The organism is Pseudomonas sp. FG43 (genome assembly GCF_057809175.1).
The window spans coordinates 1-20524 of the sequence record NZ_JBMDJL010000023.1; the positions used below are offsets into that span (position 1 = coordinate 1).

13 protein-coding genes are annotated in these 20524 nt (G+C 55.3%); 6 read left to right on the forward strand and 7 right to left on the reverse strand.

What is annotated here, in order from left to right:
• Positions 1 to 61: 61 nt before the first annotated feature.
• Complete coding sequence (locus tag ACODS3_RS22435; RefSeq protein WP_201020421.1) at positions 62 to 1228, reverse strand: acyltransferase family protein; 1167 nt, start codon at positions 1226 to 1228, stop codon at positions 62 to 64.
• A 277-nt stretch (positions 1229 to 1505) separates the two neighbouring features.
• On the opposite strand from ACODS3_RS22435, the gene ACODS3_RS22440 reads away from it, so the two are divergent.
• The 4 genes from ACODS3_RS22440 to ACODS3_RS22455 all read left to right on the forward strand — a co-directional run bounded on the left by ACODS3_RS22440 (position 1506) and on the right by ACODS3_RS22455 (position 5742).
• Positions 1506 to 2510, forward strand: a complete 1005-nt coding sequence (locus ACODS3_RS22440; RefSeq protein ID WP_489036329.1) for a 2-dehydro-3-deoxygalactonokinase — start codon at positions 1506 to 1508, stop codon at positions 2508 to 2510.
• Position 2511: 1 nt separating this feature from the next.
• Positions 2512 to 3138 carry a 2-dehydro-3-deoxy-6-phosphogalactonate aldolase gene (locus tag ACODS3_RS22445; protein WP_304575395.1) on the forward strand — a complete coding sequence of 209 codons (627 nt, stop codon included), beginning with the start codon at positions 2512 to 2514 and terminating at the stop codon, positions 3136 to 3138.
• A gap of 51 nt (positions 3139 to 3189) precedes the next feature.
• Positions 3190 to 4338, forward strand: a complete 1149-nt coding sequence (gene dgoD, locus ACODS3_RS22450) for a galactonate dehydratase (protein ID WP_489036331.1) — start codon at positions 3190 to 3192, stop codon at positions 4336 to 4338.
• Between the two features lie 93 nt (positions 4339 to 4431).
• The gene (locus ACODS3_RS22455; protein WP_201002584.1) at positions 4432 to 5742 is read left to right on the forward strand and encodes an MFS transporter; all 1311 of its coding nucleotides are present in this window, start codon (positions 4432 to 4434) and stop codon (positions 5740 to 5742) included.
• 91 nt (positions 5743 to 5833) lie between these two features.
• Here the strand turns inward: ACODS3_RS22455 and ACODS3_RS22460 are convergent, their stop codons facing one another.
• From ACODS3_RS22460 to ACODS3_RS22475, 4 genes are all read right to left on the reverse strand, one after another.
• The gene (locus tag ACODS3_RS22460) at positions 5834 to 6772 is read right to left on the reverse strand and encodes a diguanylate cyclase (RefSeq protein ID WP_201020418.1); all 939 of its coding nucleotides are present in this window, start codon (positions 6770 to 6772) and stop codon (positions 5834 to 5836) included.
• Positions 6769 to 11634 carry a PAS domain S-box protein gene (locus ACODS3_RS22465; protein WP_489036334.1) on the reverse strand — a complete coding sequence of 1622 codons (4866 nt, stop codon included), beginning with the start codon at positions 11632 to 11634 and terminating at the stop codon, positions 6769 to 6771. The genes ACODS3_RS22460 and ACODS3_RS22465 overlap by 4 nt, the downstream gene beginning before the upstream one ends.
• A 221-nt stretch (positions 11635 to 11855) precedes the next feature.
• Positions 11856 to 12923, reverse strand: coding sequence for an HD domain-containing phosphohydrolase (locus tag ACODS3_RS22470; protein WP_304575397.1), 1068 nt, complete (start codon positions 12921 to 12923; stop codon positions 11856 to 11858).
• Positions 12924 to 12967: 44 nt separating this feature from the next.
• Positions 12968 to 15493 carry an ATP-binding protein gene (locus tag ACODS3_RS22475; RefSeq protein ID WP_489036336.1) on the reverse strand — a complete coding sequence of 842 codons (2526 nt, stop codon included), beginning with the start codon at positions 15491 to 15493 and terminating at the stop codon, positions 12968 to 12970.
• Between the two features lie 240 nt (positions 15494 to 15733).
• Here ACODS3_RS22475 and ACODS3_RS22480 point away from each other — a divergent pair, with 240 nt between their 5' ends.
• Positions 15734 to 16543 carry an IclR family transcriptional regulator gene (locus ACODS3_RS22480; RefSeq protein WP_489036338.1) on the forward strand — a complete coding sequence of 270 codons (810 nt, stop codon included), beginning with the start codon at positions 15734 to 15736 and terminating at the stop codon, positions 16541 to 16543.
• 47 nt (positions 16544 to 16590) lie between these two features.
• Here the strand turns inward: ACODS3_RS22480 and ACODS3_RS22485 are convergent, their stop codons facing one another.
• Positions 16591 to 17643 (reverse strand): NAD(P)-dependent alcohol dehydrogenase, encoded by a 1053-nt coding sequence (locus ACODS3_RS22485; RefSeq protein ID WP_489036340.1) that lies wholly within the window; start codon positions 17641 to 17643, stop codon positions 16591 to 16593.
• Positions 17644 to 17820: 177 nt separating this feature from the next.
• Here ACODS3_RS22485 and ACODS3_RS22490 point away from each other — a divergent pair, with 177 nt between their 5' ends.
• On the forward strand, positions 17821 to 18726 hold the full coding sequence (locus ACODS3_RS22490; RefSeq protein WP_201020412.1) for an AraC family transcriptional regulator: 906 nt from the start codon (positions 17821 to 17823) through the stop codon (positions 18724 to 18726).
• Positions 18727 to 18787: 61 nt separating this feature from the next.
• Here the strand turns inward: ACODS3_RS22490 and ACODS3_RS22495 are convergent, their stop codons facing one another.
• Entirely contained in the window at positions 18788 to 20443 is a 1656-nt protein-coding gene (locus tag ACODS3_RS22495) for an electron transfer flavoprotein-ubiquinone oxidoreductase (RefSeq protein WP_201020411.1), read from the reverse strand.
• Positions 20444 to 20524: the final 81 nt, after the last annotated feature.

Consider the following 20524-nt stretch of genomic DNA (forward strand, 5'->3'; position numbering starts at 1 on the left):
TGCATCGGGCGTTTTGAGACTGAAACAGGTGTAAACCTATTTCAGGACTAGACACTGCGATTCAGGGGGCCGTTTCCTGGTGTTGTGCTCGGGCGTCGGCAGTACCCGTGACCTTGCGACCCCATGCCTTGCCCAGTTCAATGCCCGGTAGCTCGATATAGCGGTACGTCAGCATCGACAGCAGCAATACCATCCCCAGGCTGATCGCAATGATCAGATTGTCGAGCGCCATGCTTTGTGTGTGGATGTAGCGCAGAGCAACGCCCGGGATTTCACTCGGAATGTCGATCAACAGTTCCTGTCCGGTGATCTTGCCGTACAGCATCAGGCCCGTCGTCACGGAGAAGAGCACGATGGTGTGAGTCATGTAGATCGAAAAGGACAGGGTGCCAGCCCATTTGAATGGCCGGGTACACAGCCCTCGCGAAATCCCGCCAGCCTCAAAGGCAAACAGACCGATCACCCAGCAGAACAGCAGGCTCAGGGAAATGTTCTGCGAGGGGCCGCTGTAGGTGATCGCCATGTACACCGCAACCAGACTCAGTGCCTCCAGCAAGGTCGCCCAGCCTTTGTGGAACTCAAAGCCTTTGAATCTTGCATACAACCGATAAGTCATTACTCCGCTGAAGAAGCACGCCAGGCCTGTCAGTGCTCCTTCGTTGAAGAAGGTGTCTTTGAAGTACAGCGCGACGAAAGCCAGAACAGCGATGGCCGCGAATATCTGCCGCGACATCCCTGGTATCCCGACGGCAATCAGGGCGAAGAGCAGGTACAGATAGAACTCGACGCTGATGCTCCATGACGGGAAGTTGAACGACAGCTGATTGAAGCCAGGCCACCAGGATTGCAGCAGCAACAGATTGGGCAGGATTTCTTCGGCAGCTCTGGGGCCGGTAAAGCTGCCCGCGGCAAAAAGGATGCCCTGTTGTTCGGCGGCCAGCTTCAGGAACTCGAACAGCAGAGCCGCTAGCAGGGTCGCCAGATGCAGCGGGTACAGGCGGCAGATGCGTGCAATCACAAATCGTTTGAGCTGTGCGGTGCTGCCCAGTCGGTCGGCGTAGATGTGATAGAGCACAAAGCCGCTGAGCACGAAGAAAAAATTCACCAGGTAATTGGCGTGCTGGAAAAACGGCAGCTCAGTGACGCTTTGCGTTGCATGAAAGTGATGCAGGACCACCGCAAGGGCACAAAGCCCGCGAAAGCTGTCGAGCACAAGAAATCGCTTCATGGCTTGGGTTCCTTGAAGGGCGTTTGAGGCTGCAAACAGCGCAGGAGGGCAGTGCTGAGGGATGGGGCGTCGATATGTCGGGCACGTTACCACTGCGGCAAGGCTGCCGAGGGAAAGGGTATTTAGAGAGACGTTACCAACGTTAGCGCATTACGACGCAAGGCAGGGTTTAAATTAATCCCTATATATGGGATTGAAAATTACATATTGAGATTTATCGTTCGATGGGCTTATAGTCCGCCTCGCACTCACTTTTAAAAAAACAACAGGTGAAGCGATGGCGGCGCAATTGATCGCGCTCGATTGGGGGACAACCTCACTTCGTGCTTATCGACTTGGCGAACACGGCCAGGTCCTGGAACAACGCTCCTTGAGCGCAGGCATCATGCAATTGCCGGATACTCCCCGGCTGATCGCAGGTGCCATGTGCAGCGATGGTTTTGAACTGGCCTTTGATCAGGCCTGTGGCGACTGGCTCGATGCGCAACCGGATCTGCCGGTGATTGCCTGCGGCATGGTGGGCAGTGCCCAGGGCTGGCGCGAGGCGGTGTACCGGGAAACTCCGGCCAGCGTCGGTGAACTGAGCGCAGCCTTGCAGACCGTGCGCAGCCTGCGCGGCGTCGATATCCATATCATCCCCGGTGTATTGCAGCGCTCGACCCTGCCCAATGTGATGCGTGGTGAAGAAACCCAGGTGCTTGGCGTACTTGCCTCGCTTGATGAGGAGTCGACCCGTCGATCGCTGTTGATCGGTCTTCCCGGCAGCCACTCCAAATGGGTGCGTGTGGTTGAAGGCTGCATCGTCCATTTCGATACCTTCATGACCGGCGAGGTATACGCCGCCTTGTGCGGGCACACCATTCTCGGCCGCACCATGCGGCCCGGCGAAACCTTCGATACCAATGCGTTCGACTGCGGGCTGTCCATTGCCCTGTCGCCAGAGGGCGCGTCCGGTCTGCTCTCGACCATTTTCAGTTCCCGGACCCTGGGCCTGACCGGCCAGCTTGATGCCAGCGCCCAGCCTGACTATCTGTCCGGCCTATTGATCGGGCATGAGCTGGATGCCCTGACCAGAATCCAGCAAAAAAGCCTGAAGCAACTGCCTGCCGTGATCCTGATCGGCAGCGAGTCGCTTTGCGCACGCTACACACGCGGCCTTACGGCTTGCGGTTTCGATCAGGTGACCACAGCTATGCAGGCGACCGAGAGAGGCCTGTGGCAAGTGGCCGTTCAGGCCGGCCTTATCGCGTCCGGACCTTCAACAGATCCCTACGAGGTGTGAAATGCTCAAGCAAGCCCTGAAGGAAAACGGACTGGTCGCGATTCTGCGCGGCCTGCGTCCCGAAGAAGCTCCAGCCATTGGCGAGGTCTTGTATCAGGCCGGTTTCCGGGTGATCGAGGTGCCGCTCAACTCGCCGCAGCCTTATGACAGCATCACTCTGTTGCGCCAGTACCTGCCTGCCGATTGTCTGGTCGGTGCCGGAACCGTGCTGACACCGGAGCAGGTCGATCAGGTCAAGGAGGCGGGCGGTCAGGTCATTGTCATGCCACATAGCGACCCGAAGGTCTTGCGTGCGGCCAAGGCTGCCGGATTGTTCCTGTCGCCAGGTGTCGCCACGCCGACCGAAGCCTTTGCGGCTCTGGCCGAAGGCGCCGATGTGCTCAAGCTGTTTCCGGCCGAGCAAATGTCGCCTGCGGTGGTGAAGGCCTGGCTGGCGGTATTGCCAGCCGGAACGGTGCTGTTGCCAGTGGGTGGCATTACGCCGGAGAACATGAAGGTCTTCCTCGATGCTGGCGTCAAAGGCTTTGGCCTGGGCTCCGGGCTGTTCAAGCCGGGCATGAGCGCGGCGGATGTGGAGCTGCGCGCCAAGGCTTACGTCAGCGCCTGGCATGAACTGACTTCCAACTGACCGGCGCGCCGAGCGCTTCTTCCCCTACCTAATAAGAGAGAAATTGCACACATGAAAATCACCAAGCTCACGACCTTTATCGTTCCGCCACGCTGGTGCTTTCTGAAAGTCGAAACCGATGACGGTGTTGTCGGCTGGGGCGAGCCGGTTGTCGAAGGCCGTGCCCATACCGTCGCTGCGGCAGTGGAGGAGCTTTCCGATTACCTGATCGGCAAGGACCCGCGCAACATCGAGGATATCTGGACGGTGCTGTATCGCGGCGGTTTCTACCGTGGCGGCGCTGTACACATGAGCGCGCTGGCCGGTATCGATCAGGCGTTATGGGACATCAAGGGCAAGGCATTGGGCGTTTCGGTCAGTGATCTGCTGGGTGGTCAGGTGCGGGACAAGATCCGCGTCTATTCATGGATCGGCGGCGACCGGCCAGCCGATACCGCACGTGCTGCCAAAGAGGCCGTAGGGCGAGGCTTCACTGCCGTGAAAATGAACGGCACCGAAGAGCTGCAATTTCTCGACACCTTCGACAAGGTCGATCTGGCACTGGCCAACGTTGCGGCGGTGCGTGATGCGGTCGGGCCGAATGTCGGCATTGGCGTGGACTTCCATGGCCGGGTTCACAAACCCATGGCCAAGGTGCTGATGAAAGAGCTGGACCCCTTCAAGCTGATGTTCATCGAAGAGCCGGTCCTCAGCGAGAACTACGAAGCGCTCAAGGAACTGGCGCCACTGACCAGCACGCCTATCGCTCTGGGTGAGCGGCTGTTCTCGCGCTGGGACTTCAAGCGGGTCTTGAGCGAAGGCTACGTCGATATCATCCAGCCGGATGCCTCTCATGCAGGCGGTATCACCGAAACCCGCAAGATCGCCAATATGGCCGAAGCCTACGACGTCGCGCTGGCGCTGCATTGCCCGCTTGGGCCGATTGCGCTGGCGGCCTGCCTGCAACTGGATGCTGTTTGTTACAACGCCTTCATTCAGGAGCAGAGCCTGGGTATTCACTACAACGAAAGCAATGACCTGCTGGATTATGTGAAGTACCCCGAAGTGTTCGATTACGAAAAGGGCATGGTGAAGATCCCCAACGGGCCGGGCCTGGGCATCGAGATCAATGAAGAGTACGTCAAGGAACGTGCTGCCATCGGTCATCGCTGGCGCAACCCGATCTGGCGTCATGCCGACGGCAGCTTTGCCGAATGGTGATGGAGATCTGAATGATCGTGCAGCCCTTGTGCGCTGCACGATCAGGCATTGCAGAACGCAGTCCTCACATAAATCCAACAAGGGGCAATCTTCATGCAAACCCGCACTCTCGAAGGGGCGGCGTCTTTAGTCACGCCTACTCGCAAGCGTTTCTTCATCATGGTGCTGCTGTTCATTACGGTGGTGATCAACTATCTGGACCGCAGCAACCTGTCCATCGCGGCGCCGGCCTTGACCAGCGAATTGGGCATCGATCCGGTTCATGTCGGCCTGATTTTCTCGGCTTTCGGCTGGACCTACGCGGCCATGCAGCTTCCAGGCGGCTGGCTGGTGGATCGTGTTCCGCCGCGCATTCTCTACACCGCCGCGCTGCTGCTGTGGTCGATTGCTACCGTCATGCTGGGCTTTGCGGCGAGTTTCATTGCGCTGTTCGTGCTGCGCATGGCCGTGGGTGCGCTTGAAGCGCCTGCCTATCCGATCAACAGCCGCGTGGTCACCACCTGGTTTCCCGAGCGTGAGCGGGCGACGGCCATCGGTTTCTACACCTCGGGGCAGTTTGTCGGCCTGGCGTTCCTGACCCCGGTACTGGCCTGGCTGCAAGCTCATTACGGCTGGCATATGGTGTTTGTCGTCACCGGTGGCGTCGGCATACTCTGGGCCGTGATCTGGTATGCGGTGTATCGTGAACCGCGTGATTTCAAAGGCATCAACAAGGAAGAAATCGACCTGATCCGCGAAGGTGGCGGGCTGGTGGATATTCAGGTCGATACCGAAAAGCAGAAGCGTGGCTTCAGTTGGAAGGACCTGGGTGTAGTGCTGAGCCAGCGCAAGCTGTGGGGCATTTATCTGGGGCAGTTCTGCCTTAATTCGACCCTCTGGTTTTTCCTGACCTGGTTCCCCACTTATCTGGTCAAGTACCGCGGCATGGACTTCATCAAGTCCGGGCTACTGGCGTCGCTGCCGTTTCTGGCAGCCTTTGTCGGCGTGCTCTGCTCGGGGTTCTTCTCTGACTGGCTGATCCGTCGCGGCCACAGTATTGGTCTGGCTCGCAAGCTACCGATCATTGCCGGTCTGCTGATCTCGACATCGATCATCGGTGCCAACTATGTGGAATCCACGCCTCTGGTGATCGCGTTTCTGGCGTTGGCGTTCTTTGGCAATGGTCTGGCATCGATTACCTGGTCACTGGTCTCGACCCTGGCGCCGGCCCGTCTGCTGGGGCTGACCGGCGGCACCTTCAACTTCATCGGTAACCTGGCGGCCATTGCCACACCTATCGTGATCGGCTTCCTGGCGTCGGGCGACTCCTTTGCGCCTGCAATTACCTATATCGCCATACTGGCGCTGATTGGCGCGCTGTCCTACATCCTGCTGGTGGGCAAGGTGGAGCGTATCGAGTTGTGATCACTGGCATGCAGAAGAGCTTGCGACGATAATGCCGCCAGCTTTTCATAGGCCCGCTCTGGCCCTTGAGCGTGAAACTAAAACCCGGTGTTCACCCCCCAGCAGCGACCACCTGATGACGACCAGACTTCTTGGCCATATAGAGCTGACTGTCTGTTTCTCGTAAAAAGGCATCCGGTGTTGTTGCGGGGGTCGCAATAGTGCTGGCAACTCCAAGGGAAATGGTGACTTTCTGCCCGATATCGGAGCTCAGGTGTTCCATCCCGAGGGCATCAACAGCGTCTTTCATGGATTCGGCTACCCTGGCCGCTCCTGAAATATCGGTATGGGGCAAGATGCAAACGAACTCTTCTCCCCCATAACGTGCCAGTAGATCAAAAGGGCGTCGGATCAGTTCTGACAAGGAGTGGGCAATGGACTTCAAACAGTGGTCTCCTGCCTGATGGCCGTACCGGTCATTGTAGAGCTTGAAGTAGTCGACATCGATCATTATCAGGGAAAGGGGAGTGCTGTTGCGTTCACTCTGACGCCAGCATTGCTCGAACATGTCATCAAACTTTCTCCTGTTGGAAACGCCTGTCAATCCATCGGTGAATGCACTGCGCCTGAGAAGATCGCTTTGCAGTTTTAACGTGAGGTGAGTAATGACGCGGGCTCTGACGATCGTTGGGTTGATGGGTTTGGTTATAAAGTCCACAGCCCCTAATTCAAAGCCTTGTACTTCATCGAGTTCATCTCGCTTGGCGGTGACGAAAATGATGGGGATGTGTTGTGTCAGTGGCGATTCTTTCAGTTGACGACATACTTCATGTCCGTCTGTCCCCTCCATGACGACATCCAGCAGTACCAGATCCGGAAGTTGAGTGGCAGACAACGTCAACGCTTGCTGGCCGTCGGTCGCCATGATGATGTCGCAGGACTCTCGAAATATTTCCCTGAGAATTAAAATGTTGCTTGCCTGATCATCGACAATAAGAATCTTGGGTCTGGCAATGATCCCGGGTTCCCACACGTCATGGATGAAATTCATTCTTCCGGTTTCCGGCTGTAGTCATCGATAATTTTTAGTGCTGAGCGAAAGTCCAACTCGTTTATTCGTTGGATGAGCAGTTGAAGCTGAGACTTTTCAATAAAGGGAATCCCTTGGGTAAGCGTATCGATCTGCTCAAGGACGTCGAGGTTTCCAGCACCAAGCAATCCTCTGAGTGTTTTCAGTCTGCTTTCCCAGCCCTCGGTGTTTGACGCTGTACCAACAAGAGCGGGGGGGCTTTCTGTTTCGTGGAACATGGACTGTAGAGCCTGCTCGTTGTCGTGAAGCACTTTGCGAAATGCTGGGATGTCGAGATGAGAAATCGTATGGGCTGCCTCGTTGCGTGCGCTGGATCTCAACGACTTTTCCGATTCGGCGGCCAGTTCGGAGAGTGATTTTGCTCCCATCGTTGATGCGCTGCCTTTAAGGGTATGCAGAAGGTTAAGGGCTGCGGTGAGATCGTGATCGAGTAGTGCTTTTTCCAAGGCTGTTAATTGAATTTCCGTATTCGGCAGGAAGCTACTCAGAACCTGCCTGATAAGAGAAGTGTTGTTGCCGAATCGCGCCAGAATAGAGCCTCTCTCTTCCACGACGGGGCCGGATAACCGAGGTGTCCCTGATTCGCCATGAAGAGGAGGGGCAACGTTTGAAATATGGCTCAGCAGGCATGAAATCAGGCGTTCGTTGTCTATGGGCTTCGCAATATGGTCGTTCATGCCGGCTCTCAAACATGCCACTTGATCATCCTGAGTGACATTGGCAGTCATCGCCAGAATCGGGAGCGTGGCGAATCTCTTGTCATCGCGGATTCGGCGGGTTGCTTCCAGCCCATCGATATCGGGCATTTGCATATCCATCAATACGGCATGAAAAGGATGTCTGGACTCCAGCACTGCTTGAACGCCCTGCAGCCCACCTGTAGCCATTGCGACGACGGCACCTTCGGCTGCCAGCAATTCGGAGGCGATCTGTCGATTTAAAAAGTTATCTTCCACGACCAGTACGCGGACACCTTCCAGACTCTTGTTCTTTTTCTCTATGGCGCTGACAGGGGCGGAGGGTTTTTCGAGTGCTCTCGTTATCGCGTTGCTCAACTGGAAAGGGGTCACGGGTTTTGCCAGAACATCCGAAAAAACAGAAGTAAGGTTGTTCTGTTCCCTGGCCAATACTTCGCTGCCAAAGGCCGTAATCATTATGATTCCCGGCTCATCTGTCATGCCTTGAATGATTCTGGCGGCTTCCAATCCATCAAGTTCTGGCATTTGCCAGTCCATCAACACGACATCGTAATGCCGGTTTTTAAAACCGGCTTCGCGAACTCGCTCCACAGCCTTGAGTCCGCTGTTGACACATTCTGCTCGCCATCCAAGCGCTGTAATCATTTGTGTCAGAGAAACGGCGGACTCTTGATTGTCGTCCACGATCAGGATGTTCAAGACTCTTTTGAATGTGCCGCACAGGTCAATCAGGGAGCTATCACTGTCAATGGCCAAGTCAATCTCGAACCAGAAACAACTTCCTTTTCCCAGTGTGCTGCTTACCTGCAATTCCCCTCCCATTAACTGGACGAGGCGTCTCGAAATGACCAGTCCAAGCCCTGTACCGCCGAACCGGCGAGAAATGGAGGCCTCTGCTTGAGTAAAGCCATCAAAGATAATGCGTTGCTGTGCTTCGCTTATACCGATTCCAGTATCTTTGACCGAGATTCGCAAACGAATGCTTTCAGGTTTTCGGAGCACCTCTCTGATGCCGATGGTGATCTGGCCCTGAGGCGTGAACTTCAACGCATTGCCTGCGAGATTGATGAGAATTTGTTGTAGCCTCATCCGGTCTCCGATCAAGATGCCTGGAATGTTGTAATCCAGGTCATACATGATCTCGACATTCTTGCCGTCCTGATTGCCGGACAACACGGTCGAGAGCTCTTGCAATAGAGAGTCCACTGTAAACGCATGGATATCCAGAATCAGCTTTCCGCTCTCTATCTTGGAGTAATCCAGGATATCGTTAAGCAGGCCTAATAATGACGTTGCCGCCGAATGGGCTTTTGTGACGTAGTCCTCCTGTCGCCGATTGAGATCGGTCTGTTTGACTAGATGCAGCATGCCCAGTACGGCATTCATGGGGGTACGGATTTCATGGCTCATATTGGCCAGGAACGATGACTTGGCAGCGCTCGCGGCGTCTGCCAGATCCTTGGCTTCTCGCAGTGAGGTTTGAAGCTTTCTTTCTTCGGTTATATCAAGGTTAATACCGGTTATTCGTGTTGCCGCTCCTGTTGCATCGTAATGAACGCGCGCCGCTGCCTGGATGAAACGAATTTCTCCATTGGGCAGAAGTGCACGAAATATCGGGTCGTAGACACCGATACCCAGTATGGCGTTATTGAGTTTAAGTTCGGTTTCTTCGATATCGTCGGGATGGACGCGGGCTCTCCAATGCTCATATTTCAGCCCGCCATTTTGCAGTTCAATGGGGAGCGCATAGAGCTTGTACATCTGATCGTTGAATTCAAGGTGTGCCTTGATCAGGTCCCAGTTCCAGATGCCCAGATTGGCGACTTCTGCAGCCAATGTCGTATGGTCGTGAGCCGCAAGGATTTCGTCGCGTTGTCGCCGTTGCTCGGTAAGGTCCGCTACGATTGCCACAAACATGGGGTCTTCAGAGGTGCCCATTATGCCCAGGCTCATTTGAGCCGGGTATGAACTGCCCTCTTTTCTTAATACTCCAACCTCCAGGCCAGAACTATAGTTTTCGACACATTGCCGGGTGAGGAAGTCACTGACAGGGGTATCGCCCTGATCCGTAAATAGTCTGGGCATCAGTTCCCTGATGTTGATACTTTCCAGTTCATCGCCGTTGTACCCAAATGCACGTTCTGCAGCAGGGTTGTAGGTCTTTAAAATACCTTCACCATCCAGGGTTATTACTGGATTTACAGCCGTAGCCAGAATGGCACGAGTCGTTGCCAAGCTGCTGGCCAACTCCTTCTCGAAGGTTTTGCGTGAGGTGATATCTGTTGCGATACCGAGATAGCCGACAATACTGCCGTCAAGATGACGGACCACCGTGACGGACAGTGATACGTTTATATGAGAGGTGTCCTTGCGAACATAAGTCCATTCGCGAGTCTCCGATCCCTCCTGTTCTGCAATCTCTACAAAGGTTCTAATCCCTTCAATAGGTTTATGGAAATACGCGGACAGTTCAGATTGCCTCTCTATTACTTCTGATTCCAGGTGGAAGAGGCTCGGTGTATAGTGGTCAATCACTTCATCTGCACTGTAACCCAGCATATTCTGGGCACCGCGATTGAAGATCTTCACAATGCCTTGCATGTCGGTGACGACAACTGATATTTCCGAGGCTGATTCAAGTATGCTGCCCAACAGCACATTGAGCTTTTCAAGCTCGACTGTTCGTTCTGATACCTGGCGCTCCAGATCGGCATTCAGATCCTGAATTCTGGCTTCGGCAGCTTTTTGTTCGGAAATGTTTCGTACGGTTTTGGAGGCCCCGGATACTGAACCGTCGGAAGCAAAGATGGGCGATACGCTAAGTGAAACATCAATGAGATGACCGTCTTTATGCTGTCGCACGGTGTGGTGATTGGTAAAACGATCGCCATCCAGTATTCGGGATAATATTTCTGTTTCTTCTTGGGCCAGAGCGTCTGGCGTGACCAGCTCTCGTATGGTTTGTCCTATCGCTTCCTCAGAGGAATACCCGAACATCACTTCCGCGCCGTGATTCCAGCTTGTAATTACCCCTTGAAGGTCTTTGCCAATGATTGCATCGGTTGAGCTTTCAACGATGGTGCTTATCCGGGCCTGCTGATTGGAGTACTGTCTGCGTCTTATGGAGGCCGTTTCCATCAAGCTGGCTAACAATGCCAGCAAGGCGCTGATCAACAGCCCACTCAACATGACTGAACGTGGTGAAGTCAGGTTCAGACTGCTGGCAAAGGCAGGCTGAGCAGCGGTAGTCAGTTTCCAGATGCGCCCATATAGTTGGATTGTTTTCTCGGTCTTGATCTCATCGGGTGTTTCATGGGGCGCTCTGTCTGTCGTGTAAAAAGGCGATGAGTCATTACCTTCGGTGATATCGCTGAGTGTAATGGTCAGTCTTTGTGGGTCGATATTCATCCCGGCCAACACCTCGGATATCACGAGCGGAGCGTAACTCCAACCTAGGCAACTGTTTTCGCGGTTTTTTTCATCCTCTGGAGTTTTACCGTCTTTATAGATGGGAAGAAGTATCAGAAAGGATTGCTGCGGTTTTCCTGACTCCTGAACCAATGTAATAGGGCCGCTCAGGGTTGTTTTCCCGGTTTTCATCGCGCTCAGGGCTGCCTGGCGACGAGTGTCTTGCGATGCTATATCCAGCCCTATCGCGGACAGGTTTCGATCGACGGGTTCTATGTACTGAATGACGTATCGCTCGCCTGTGTTGGGCGAGAGCTCTCGTATATTGAAGTCTTTTTTTCCGTCTGCCCGGGCACGGGCCAGAAAGAGTGCTTCTTCTTCGGTCGCCACACGGCGAATGAATCCAAATCCCCGAGCGCCGGGAAACTCTTTGCTGATATCGCGGGTCTGGCTGTAGCGATAAAACAGGTCACGGTTTATGTTTTCACCGGCAGTAAGGATTACGCCTCGTACACCGCGAAGTCCGTATTGATAGAGATCGACTCTTTCTACTGTTGCTTGCGCGAGGCTTTCTGCTTCGTTGGTCAAGCGTGAGAGGACATATTTCCTGTTCTGTATGTCCACCAGCCAGGCACTCAGCAGAGACACTATGATGCCGACCGCAAGTGTGAGGTAGAGGGAAGGGCGTAGCTGGGGAATACTCAGGTTCTTGACCACTGGGCCTGTCCACTCGCGAATGACCAGTCATGCGACTCTGCGGTAATGGACGCTTTCAGCTTTCCATTTTTGTCTTCAGCATAGTTCGCATTTTTTATCTTGCAGTCTGTCCTTTCATATATCGGAAGGAGAAAAAATCGATTTGTGCAATGACTGACACTCTATGGCTGTTTGCAACGGGGCTTTCATTTCGTGCTGCCATGTGGCGTCCCGAACGGTTTTCACTGTTCGGGAGTTGACAGGTCTTGCAGCCTGAGTCTCTCGACCTTATCGAGCAATCCGCAGAATATGTCTGTCAGGAGTGGATCGAAATGCTGCCCGGATTGTTCTTTTATGTAGGCAGTGGTTGCCTCCAGTGTCCAGGGCTGTTTGTAAGGGCGTGGCATGCGCAATGCATCAAATACGTCGCACAGGGCAACGATTCTTGCGCTCAGTGGAATGTCTTCTCCTTTCAAACCGGATGGATAACCACTCCCATCCCATTTTTCGTGATGCCCTAACGCAATTTCTGCAGCCATGTCTGTCAGGTCCGAACCGTTGGCGTCATAAAGAATTTCATAACCGATGCGAGCGTGGGTCTGTATGTGTTGGCGTTCTTCAGTCGTGAGTGCGCCCGGCTTTTGCAGAATGCTATCGGCAATGCCTATCTTGCCAACATCATGCATCGGTGCTGCCTGTTCGATCAGTTCGCACCAGGCACTGGGCATGCCGATGGCTCTGGCCAGCAAGGCCGCTGATGCACCAATGCGAAGGATATGGCTTCCTGTGTCGTCATCGCGGTAGCTGGCTGCACGGCTCAGGCTTTTCAGCATGGCACGGTAGCTTTCCTGAAGTTGGGCTGTGCGTTGTTCAACCTTTTGTTCGAGTTCTCGCTTGGCGTTCTGTAGAAGACGACCACTTTGTGAGAGCTCCAGGCAACTGCGTACCCTGAGTAGCACTTCTGGCAGGTCGATTGGTTTTGAAATGAAATCGTTGGCCCCTTTTTCAAGACCTATACGGCGACTTTGAGGATCGTTCAGTGCCGTGACAATAATGATCGAAGAGGCCGTTCTGTCTCTGGTGTTCAGATGGTCAAGAATCTCGAAACCATCCGGTGCTGGCATATCGATATCCAGAAGGAGCAAGTCCCAGTCATTGGCCTGACACCACTGCAGCCCCTCAAGGGAGTTGGAGAATGTCTCGAATCGGTGCATGCCGAAAGCACGGAGGCAGGATTCCAGCAGCCGCAGATTGGTGGCCACATCGTCGATGATGACAATCACGGCATCGTTTCTTATCCTGGAAAACATTACGTCACTCCTATGGATAGCCTCAAAGATGTGTGTGCAGGCTGTTATTTGAATTCATGCGTATCCGGTTTGGCGATGACGCCATCCTGAAAGAGCGGCAAACTTATCCAGAAGTGACTACCCACTCCTGGTTCACTGGTGACTCCCATTTCTCCATTCATCAACTCTGCCAGTTCTCGACACAGCGCTAACCCGATTCCAGTGCCTTTAATGGCTGAGTTTTCCTTGCCCAGACGCTGGAAGGGTTTGAACAGTTGTTTCTGCAGTTCATGCTCGATGCCCGGGCCGCTGTCACTCACGAAAAGACTTGCCATCTGGCAGGCTTTATCAATATCTACTCCAATCACGATTGAGCCTCCCTTGCGGTTGTATTTGATGGCGTTGGAAAGCAGGTTGATCAATACCTGCTTGAGGCGTCGGTTGTCTGCCAGCACAAGGCAAGACTGAGCGGGAAGGCGCAGTTCAACCTTGATACTTTGGGTGATGGTCTGGGTACGAATCATGTTCAGGCAGTCTTGTGCCAATACAGCTGCATCGACCGGTCTGAGCGATAGATGAGGGGCTTCGGCCTGTAAGCTAGACCAGTCCAGAAGGTCGTCTAACAGTTGGCTTAAATGTTCACTGGCACTGATGATTTCATTCATGTCGGCGAGATCATCGGCATTTTTCGTGTCTGTAGAGGCCAGTTTCATTCTGCGAAGCTGAGCGAAGCCGAGGATGGCATTCAACGGTGTCTTGAGTTCATGACTCATGCCGGATATGAAGCGCGATTTTGCCTGACTGGCGGCCTGAGCCTCTATGGTCTTCTCCCGCAGGGATTGCTCAACCTGTTTGAGTGCTTCTATGTCGACGCAGGTGCCTGCTACGGGAGGTATGGATATATGCAGGCCCGAGAGGGTCCGGCCGCGGCAAAGCAGCCAGACCATTTCATCCTGTCTGGTCGACAGGCGAAATTCGACTTCGACGACATGGTCTTCGTTGTTCTGGGTTGCGCTGAGGAACTGGCAGAATCTTTTACGATCCTCTTCAGGCATTCGCGCCAACAAGTGTTCGGAGTCAACAGGATGGACGGGGAGGTTGAAGCGCTCACACAGCGCGCCTTTGAAGCTGAAAAGGTTTGTCGATGGCTGATATTCCCAGAGGCCTTCGGTAGCGCTTTCAATGACCAGTTCCAAGCGTTGTTGAGCTGCTCCCCGGCGGGCTTCGGCATGAGCCAGTTGGCTACCCATAGCCAGTGCCTGTTCCGAAATGGCTGCCAGTTCCTTTATTCTGGTGCGGCCGGGGGGTGGGCTCCATTTACCTTTGCCGATTTCCTCCAGCATGTTTGAAATCCCGATTATGGCCGTACTGAGTTGATTGCTCAGTTCTCGGGAGCGGAACCACAAGAACGCGAAAAATAATGAGTAAAAGACTATCAGGCCGGCGACCATCAGGTAGCCGATATCCTGATAATGCCTGGCCAACTGTTGTGTCTCCTGCATGATCACACTTTCGTCGACCACGGCCAGTAAATGCCACCCTGCTGGCAGGATATCGCTCCAGCTCACCAGATGAGGATGGTCGTTCAACTGAATTGGCAGCAACCCTTTGGCTTGCTTACGCAGTGCATCGACCAATGGTTCCAGGTTTGAGTGCGTGGTCAGGTTGAAGCCGTCTGGCTGGAAGTGATCGTGCTTCATCCTTTTATAGTCAATGATGCTTTTCATCTGCGACAGACTGAAATCACGTTCTGCTGCCGTTGGTAGCGCCATGATGTTCAGTTTATTGCTTACCAGTACCAGATAACCCGCCGACGGCACATGTAGCCTGGCGATTCGCTGCAGAATCGTGTCGACCGTGATGTCAATTCCCACCACGCCTTCGAGGGTATCGTCTTTGTAAACCGGCGTTATGACAGACATCATCCAGCCATGGCCTGCCGGATCCAGATAAACATCGGTCCAGACAGTCTGTCGTGCGGGATTGTGGGCGGCATCGGCCAGGTAATAAAAGTTGTACCGGGTCGAGTCCATATTGTGAGGGTATTGCGACAGCGTATTGAACCAAGGGTAAATGTGGTTATAGCCATCGGAGCTGTTGAAGTACAGGCTTACAATCGAAGGGTTTCCGGTTTTAAGGGTTTTCATCATGAAGTCGACATGCCTGAGACGATAGACCTTGTCGAGATCCTGTTGATCCAGAGGTGTGATACTTGAATAGAAGGAGGCTGCGCCGCCGTCATCGGTAGCGCTGTAGCGTGCGCCGTCGGGGCTGATGGTGAGTTCGGCTGGGTGATAGGGCAAGTCTTCTGCCAGTTCTGTCTCTATCGTTCTGGCAAGCAGGGTGGCCATGCTGCTGAGCTGCACTAGCTGGCCTTCGATGATTTCAGCGCTCTGCATGACGGATGCCTGAAGCTCGCGAGCGGCACTGTGATGCAAATACTCTCTCTGAGAATCCCTGATGGATTGATTACTCAGGAAGTACGCGGCCAGCAACGCGACCTCGACCACAATCAGCGGTATGAGAGAGGTACTCAGGAATGCTCTCCAGATCCAGCTACGCAAAGTCAGTGAAGATGGGGCCCGAATCATCGAGTAGTCCTCTCTAACGTCGTGATTGCCGAATTAGTGATGTTGCAGTGATATCAACTGTGGCACCAATCACCTAAAAGTCCAATCTATTGGCAGGTTTCAACGTGGGATATGCCGATCAGGACACGAGGAGTCTTTGTCCTGTCTGCGCTTGTGAGCGTGTGTCGAATGGTGATCACTGGCATGCAGAGGAACTGGCGACGATAATGCCGCCAGCTTTCCGATCTTATAAGGGCTGATATGCACAATGATCCACTCACGTCCGTGAGCACCGCGGGCAAGGACTCCGCACCGACCGGGACGCAAACCCTGTTGCGCGGTCTGGCGGTAGTGCAGGCCGTTGCCAGTGGTGCCAGGGACCTGAAAGCCATTTCCAGCCTGATCGGTACGACGCGCAGCACGACACACCGTTTGGTCAGTTGCCTGGTCGAGGAGCGTTATCTGCGGGTTTTGCCTCAGGTGGGCTATCTCTTGGGGCCTCGCTTGATCGAGCTGGGTTTCCAGGCTCGGGAAGAAGTGCCACTGGCGATTCTGGCCCGACCTTATCTGGACGAGTTGTCAGAGCTGACCGGCGATACGGTGCATCTGGCGATTCGCGACGGTGACGAGGTGCTTTATCTGCACAAGAACCCTGGTCGTAACGGGCCGGAGATGCGCTCCCGGGTAGGGCATCGCATGCCGCTGGTGCGCACAGGCATCGGCAAGGCGCTGCTGCTGGACAGTCAGGAGCAGGAGTGGCAAAGGCTGTATGAAATCAGCCTGCCCGTTGCAGGAAAGAACCCGCAGTGGCCGACCCACGAGCAGCAGACCTGGGAACAGTTACGTCAGCGCAGGCAAGAGTATGTGCAGGGCGGCTATGCCTTCGATCTGGAGGACAACGAGCCGTCGATTCGCTGTGTTGCTGCTCCGGTTCGCGATGCGGGCAAACAGATTGTCGCGGCTCTCAGTATTGCCAGCACTGTGCCTTATATGCCGCTTGAGAAGATGACCGATCTGGTGCCGGTTATCAAACAGGCGGCGGCGAGGCTTTCGGCGGAACTGGGCGGGTAGCTGCGCAGGAGCGAATTCATTCGCGAATGAATGCTCCTGCGGGGTTTTTATGCCTGCAGAGTCGCCATATCGATCACGAAGCGGTATTTCACGTCACCCGCCAGCATGCGCTCGTAGGCCTCGTTGATATTGCGGATATCCAGCATTTCGATATCGCAGGTAATGTCGTTTTCCGCGCAGAAGTCCAGCACTTCCTGGGTTTCTGCAATTCCGCCGATCAGCGAGCCTGCGATCACGCGGCGCTTCATCACCAGATGGGCGGCGTGGATTGGCGGCTCTACCGGCTCGATCAGGCCGACCAGAATATGCACGCCGTCAAAGCTCAGGGTTTCCAGGTAGGGGTTCAGGTCGTGTTGCACAGGAATGGTGTCCAGCAGGAAGTCGAAGCGACCTGCGGCGGCTTTCATCTGTTCGGCGTCGGTAGAGACGATCACATGATCGGCACCCTGACGGCGAGCTTCCTGGGCTTTTGAGGCCGAGCGCGTGAAGAGTGTGACTTCAGCGCCCATGGCCTTGGCGAACTTGATGCCCATATGGCCCAGGCCGCCCATGCCGAGAATCCCGACCTTGTCGCCGGCCTTGACGCCATAGTGCTTGAGGGGCGAGTAGGTGGTGATGCCGGCACAGAGAATCGGTGCGGCAGCAGCCAGGTCGAGTTTTTCCGGGATGCTGACCACGAACTCTTCGCGAACCACAATGCTGTTGGAATAGCCGCCCATGGTGTTGCTGCCGTCCACGCGATCAGGCGTGGCGTAGGTCATGGTCGGACCTTCCAGGCAATACTGCTCCAGATTCGACTGACAGGCCGAGCACTGTTGGCAGGAGTCGACCATACAGCCGACGCCCACCAGATCGCCCACTTTGTATTTGCCAGCGTTCGGGCCGGTGGCCGTGACCTTGCCGACAATCTCGTGGCCCGGCATCAGCGGGTAAACAGCGATGCCCCACTCGTTGCGTGCCTGGTGAATGTCGGAGTGGCAGACGCCGCAATAAAGGATCTCGATGGCGACGTCGTTGGCCCGCAGGCTGCGACGTTCAAAGGTCATGGGGGCGAGGGGCGCGGTGGCTGACTGGGCGGCGTAACCGATGGCTTTGTACATGGTGTTCCTCGCGGATCAAGGGTGAATAGTGGTGGCTATTTTCCGGGGACGGGCCGCTGAAGGCCATGAGCATTCCTCCGTGAGTCATGCCTATTCCTCCGGACCTGGTCGCTCAGGCATGGCTGTGAAGCTGATATCTGCGATGATACGCATGTCTGATTCTCTACCCGGTGTTCCATGTCGCGACTTCATCCCCAGGATGCCAATGCCACTCTTGTTTCCTTGATAAAGCCTCTGGCCACGAGTCCCGGATTTGTGACGACGTTATTGCCGGAGGTCAAGGTGGTCTCGGCCTATGAGTATGTGGCCAGCAGCCCGCAGATTTATGAGCCGAGCCTGATGATCGTCGCTCAGGGTGGCAAGTTGGCCAGCCTCGGTTCGCGCACGCTGGATTACGGTGCCGGACACTATCTGGTGCAGGCGCTTTCCGTGCCCTTCATGTGCGAAACCTTTGCCACGCCTCAAGCGCCATTGCTCGGCGTTTCGGTGGCGATTGACCGTGTCATGCTGGGCGAACTGGTGCAGTTGATGGGGCCGGTGCCTGATCACACCATCGAGGCGCAGACACCGGAGTCCATGACCTCGGCGGTGCTGGACGCGCCGATGCGCGAGAGTGTGGAGCGATTGCTGCGCTGCCTGCATGATCCGCTGGATTGCCACGTCATGGGGCAGTCACGGTTACGCGAGGTGCTGTATGCGGCGCTGCGCGGTCCACAGGCGGGCGTGTTGCGGGCGCTGGTTGCGCAGCAGAGTCATTTCGCCCGGATCGCGGCCTCTCTGGCGTACCTGCACAGCCATTACGCCGAGCCTTTGAATATCGATATCCTGGCGCGGCAGGCGAACATGAGCGCTTCGACATTCCACGAGCATTTCAAGCGCAGCACCTTGCTGTCGCCGGTGCAATACCTCAAGCGCCTGCGTCTGCTCAAGGCCCAGCATATGCTGGTCGCCCAGGGAATGGGCGTGGCCCAGGTCGCGCACGCTGTCGGCTACCAGAGCACATCCCAGTTCAGCCGCGAATACAAGCGCTACTTCGAGCGTAACCCCGTCGAAGAAAGCACCTATCTGCGAATTCCTGCATAAACAAGAAAGCCCCAAAAGGGGCTTTCTTGCAGCTTGCCGCTAAAAACTTGCAGCTTGTTTCCTACATGTTCGGGTAAGTCGGCCCGCCAGCCCCTTCCGGCGTCACCCAGGTGATGTTCTGCGCAGGATCCTTGATGTCACAGGTCTTGCAGTGAACGCAGTTCTGAGCGTTGATCTGGAAGCGCTTCTCGCCATCTTCCTGAGTAATCACTTCATAGACGCCGGCAGGGCAGTAGCGCTGGGCCGGTTCGTCATAGAGCGGCAGGTTGCTGGTGAGCGGAATGCTCGGATCGGCCAGCTTCAGGTGGCAAGGTTGTTCCTCTTCATGGTTGGTGCTGGAGAGGAATACCGAGCTGAGCTTGTCGAAGCTGAGCTTGCCGTCGGGTTTCGGGTAGTCGATCTTCTTCGAGTCGGCTGCCAGCTTGAGGCAGGCGTAGTCCGGCTTGGTATCGTGCAGGGTGAACGGGATCTTGCCGCCGAAAATGTTCTGGTCGATAAAGTTGAACGCGCCGCCCACGACTGTGCCGAACTTGTGCAGCGCCGGGCCGAAGTTGCGGCTGGCGAACAGTTCTTCATGCAGCCAGCTGGCCTTGAAGGCGTCCACGTACGAGGTCAGGACATCGCCGCCTTCCTTGCCGGCGAGCAGGGCGTCGGCCACCGATTCCGCAGCGAGCATGCCGGATTTCATGGCTGTGTGGCTGCCCTTGATCTTGGCGAAGTTCAGGGTGCCGAGGTCGCAACCGATCAATGCGCCACCCGCGAAAACCATTTTCGGCAGGGAATTCAGGCCGCCCTTGCAGATGGCGCGGGCACCGTAGCTGATGCGTTTGCCGCCTTCCAGGTACTGTTTGATGACCGGATGGTGCTTGTAACGCTGGAATTCGTCGAAAGGCGACAGGTAAGGGTTGCTGTAGGACAGGTCGACGATCAGGCCGACTACCACCTGATTGTTTTCCAGGTGATACAGGAAAGAGCCGCCCATGTTCTGGTCGTCCAGCGGCCAGCCGGCGGTATGAACCACCAGGCCTTGCTCGTGCTTCGCCGGATCGACTTCCCAGATTTCCTTGAGGCCGATGCCGTAATGCTGGGCATCGGCTTCGCTGTCCAGGTTGAAGCGCTTGATCAGTTGCTTGCCGATGTGGCCACGGCAGCCTTCGGCGAACAGGGTGTACTTGCCGCGCAGTTCCATGCCGGGCGTGTACAGGCCTTCTTTCGGGTTACCTTCGCGATCTACGCCCAGATCGCCGGTGACGATCCCGCGCACTACGCCGTTTTCGTCGATCAGCGCTTCCTGTGCGGCAAAGCCCGGATAGATCTCGACACCCAGGTTTTCGGCCTGCTGGGCGAGCCAGCGGCACAGGTTGCCGAGGGAAATGATGTAGTTGCCCTGGTTGTGCATGGTCTTGGGCACGAACAGGTCAGGTACTTTTATGGAGGTGTCGGCGCTGCGCAGCATATAGATGTCATCACGCTTGACCGGCGTGTTGAGTGGCGCGCCAAGTTCCTGCCAGTTCGGGAAGAGCTCGTTCAGGGCGCGAGGTTCGAATACCGCGCCGGACAGAATGTGTGCACCGACTTCGGAGCCTTTTTCCACCACGCAGACGCTGATTTCCTGACCCGCTTCGGCAGCCTTCTGTTTAAGACGGCACGCGGCAGAAAGCCCGGAAGGGCCGGCTCCGACGATGACGACGTCGAATTCCATGTATTCGCGTTCCACAGGCTATCTCCTACTCTCAAGGCTCACGGTATTTTTTTATATGAAGCGTACAAACCGACGTGCGGAGGCATGAGATGCCTG

Bases quoted from the DNA above. Each gene is read 5' to 3' on its own strand.
- ACODS3_RS22445 (WP_304575395.1), top strand. From the start codon at position 2,512: ATGCTCAAGCAAGCCCTGAAGGAAAACGGACTGGTCGCGATTCTGCGC.
- ACODS3_RS22490 (WP_201020412.1), top strand. From the start codon at position 17,821: ATGTCGCGACTTCATCCCCAGGATGCCAATGCCACTCTTGTTTCCTTG.
- dgoD (WP_489036331.1), top strand. From the start codon at position 3,190: ATGAAAATCACCAAGCTCACGACCTTTATCGTTCCGCCACGCTGGTGC.
- ACODS3_RS22485 (WP_489036340.1), bottom strand. From the start codon at position 17,643: ATGTACAAAGCCATCGGTTACGCCGCCCAGTCAGCCACCGCGCCCCTC.
- ACODS3_RS22460 (WP_201020418.1), bottom strand. From the start codon at position 6,772: ATGAATTTCATCCATGACGTGTGGGAACCCGGGATCATTGCCAGACCC.
- ACODS3_RS22440 (WP_489036329.1), top strand. From the start codon at position 1,506: ATGGCGGCGCAATTGATCGCGCTCGATTGGGGGACAACCTCACTTCGT.
- ACODS3_RS22455 (WP_201002584.1), top strand. From the start codon at position 4,432: ATGCAAACCCGCACTCTCGAAGGGGCGGCGTCTTTAGTCACGCCTACT.
- ACODS3_RS22470 (WP_304575397.1), bottom strand. From the start codon at position 12,923: ATGTTTTCCAGGATAAGAAACGATGCCGTGATTGTCATCATCGACGAT.
- ACODS3_RS22480 (WP_489036338.1), top strand. From the start codon at position 15,734: ATGCACAATGATCCACTCACGTCCGTGAGCACCGCGGGCAAGGACTCC.
- ACODS3_RS22435 (WP_201020421.1), bottom strand. From the start codon at position 1,228: ATGAAGCGATTTCTTGTGCTCGACAGCTTTCGCGGGCTTTGTGCCCTT.
- ACODS3_RS22475 (WP_489036336.1), bottom strand. From the start codon at position 15,493: ATGATTCGGGCCCCATCTTCACTGACTTTGCGTAGCTGGATCTGGAGA.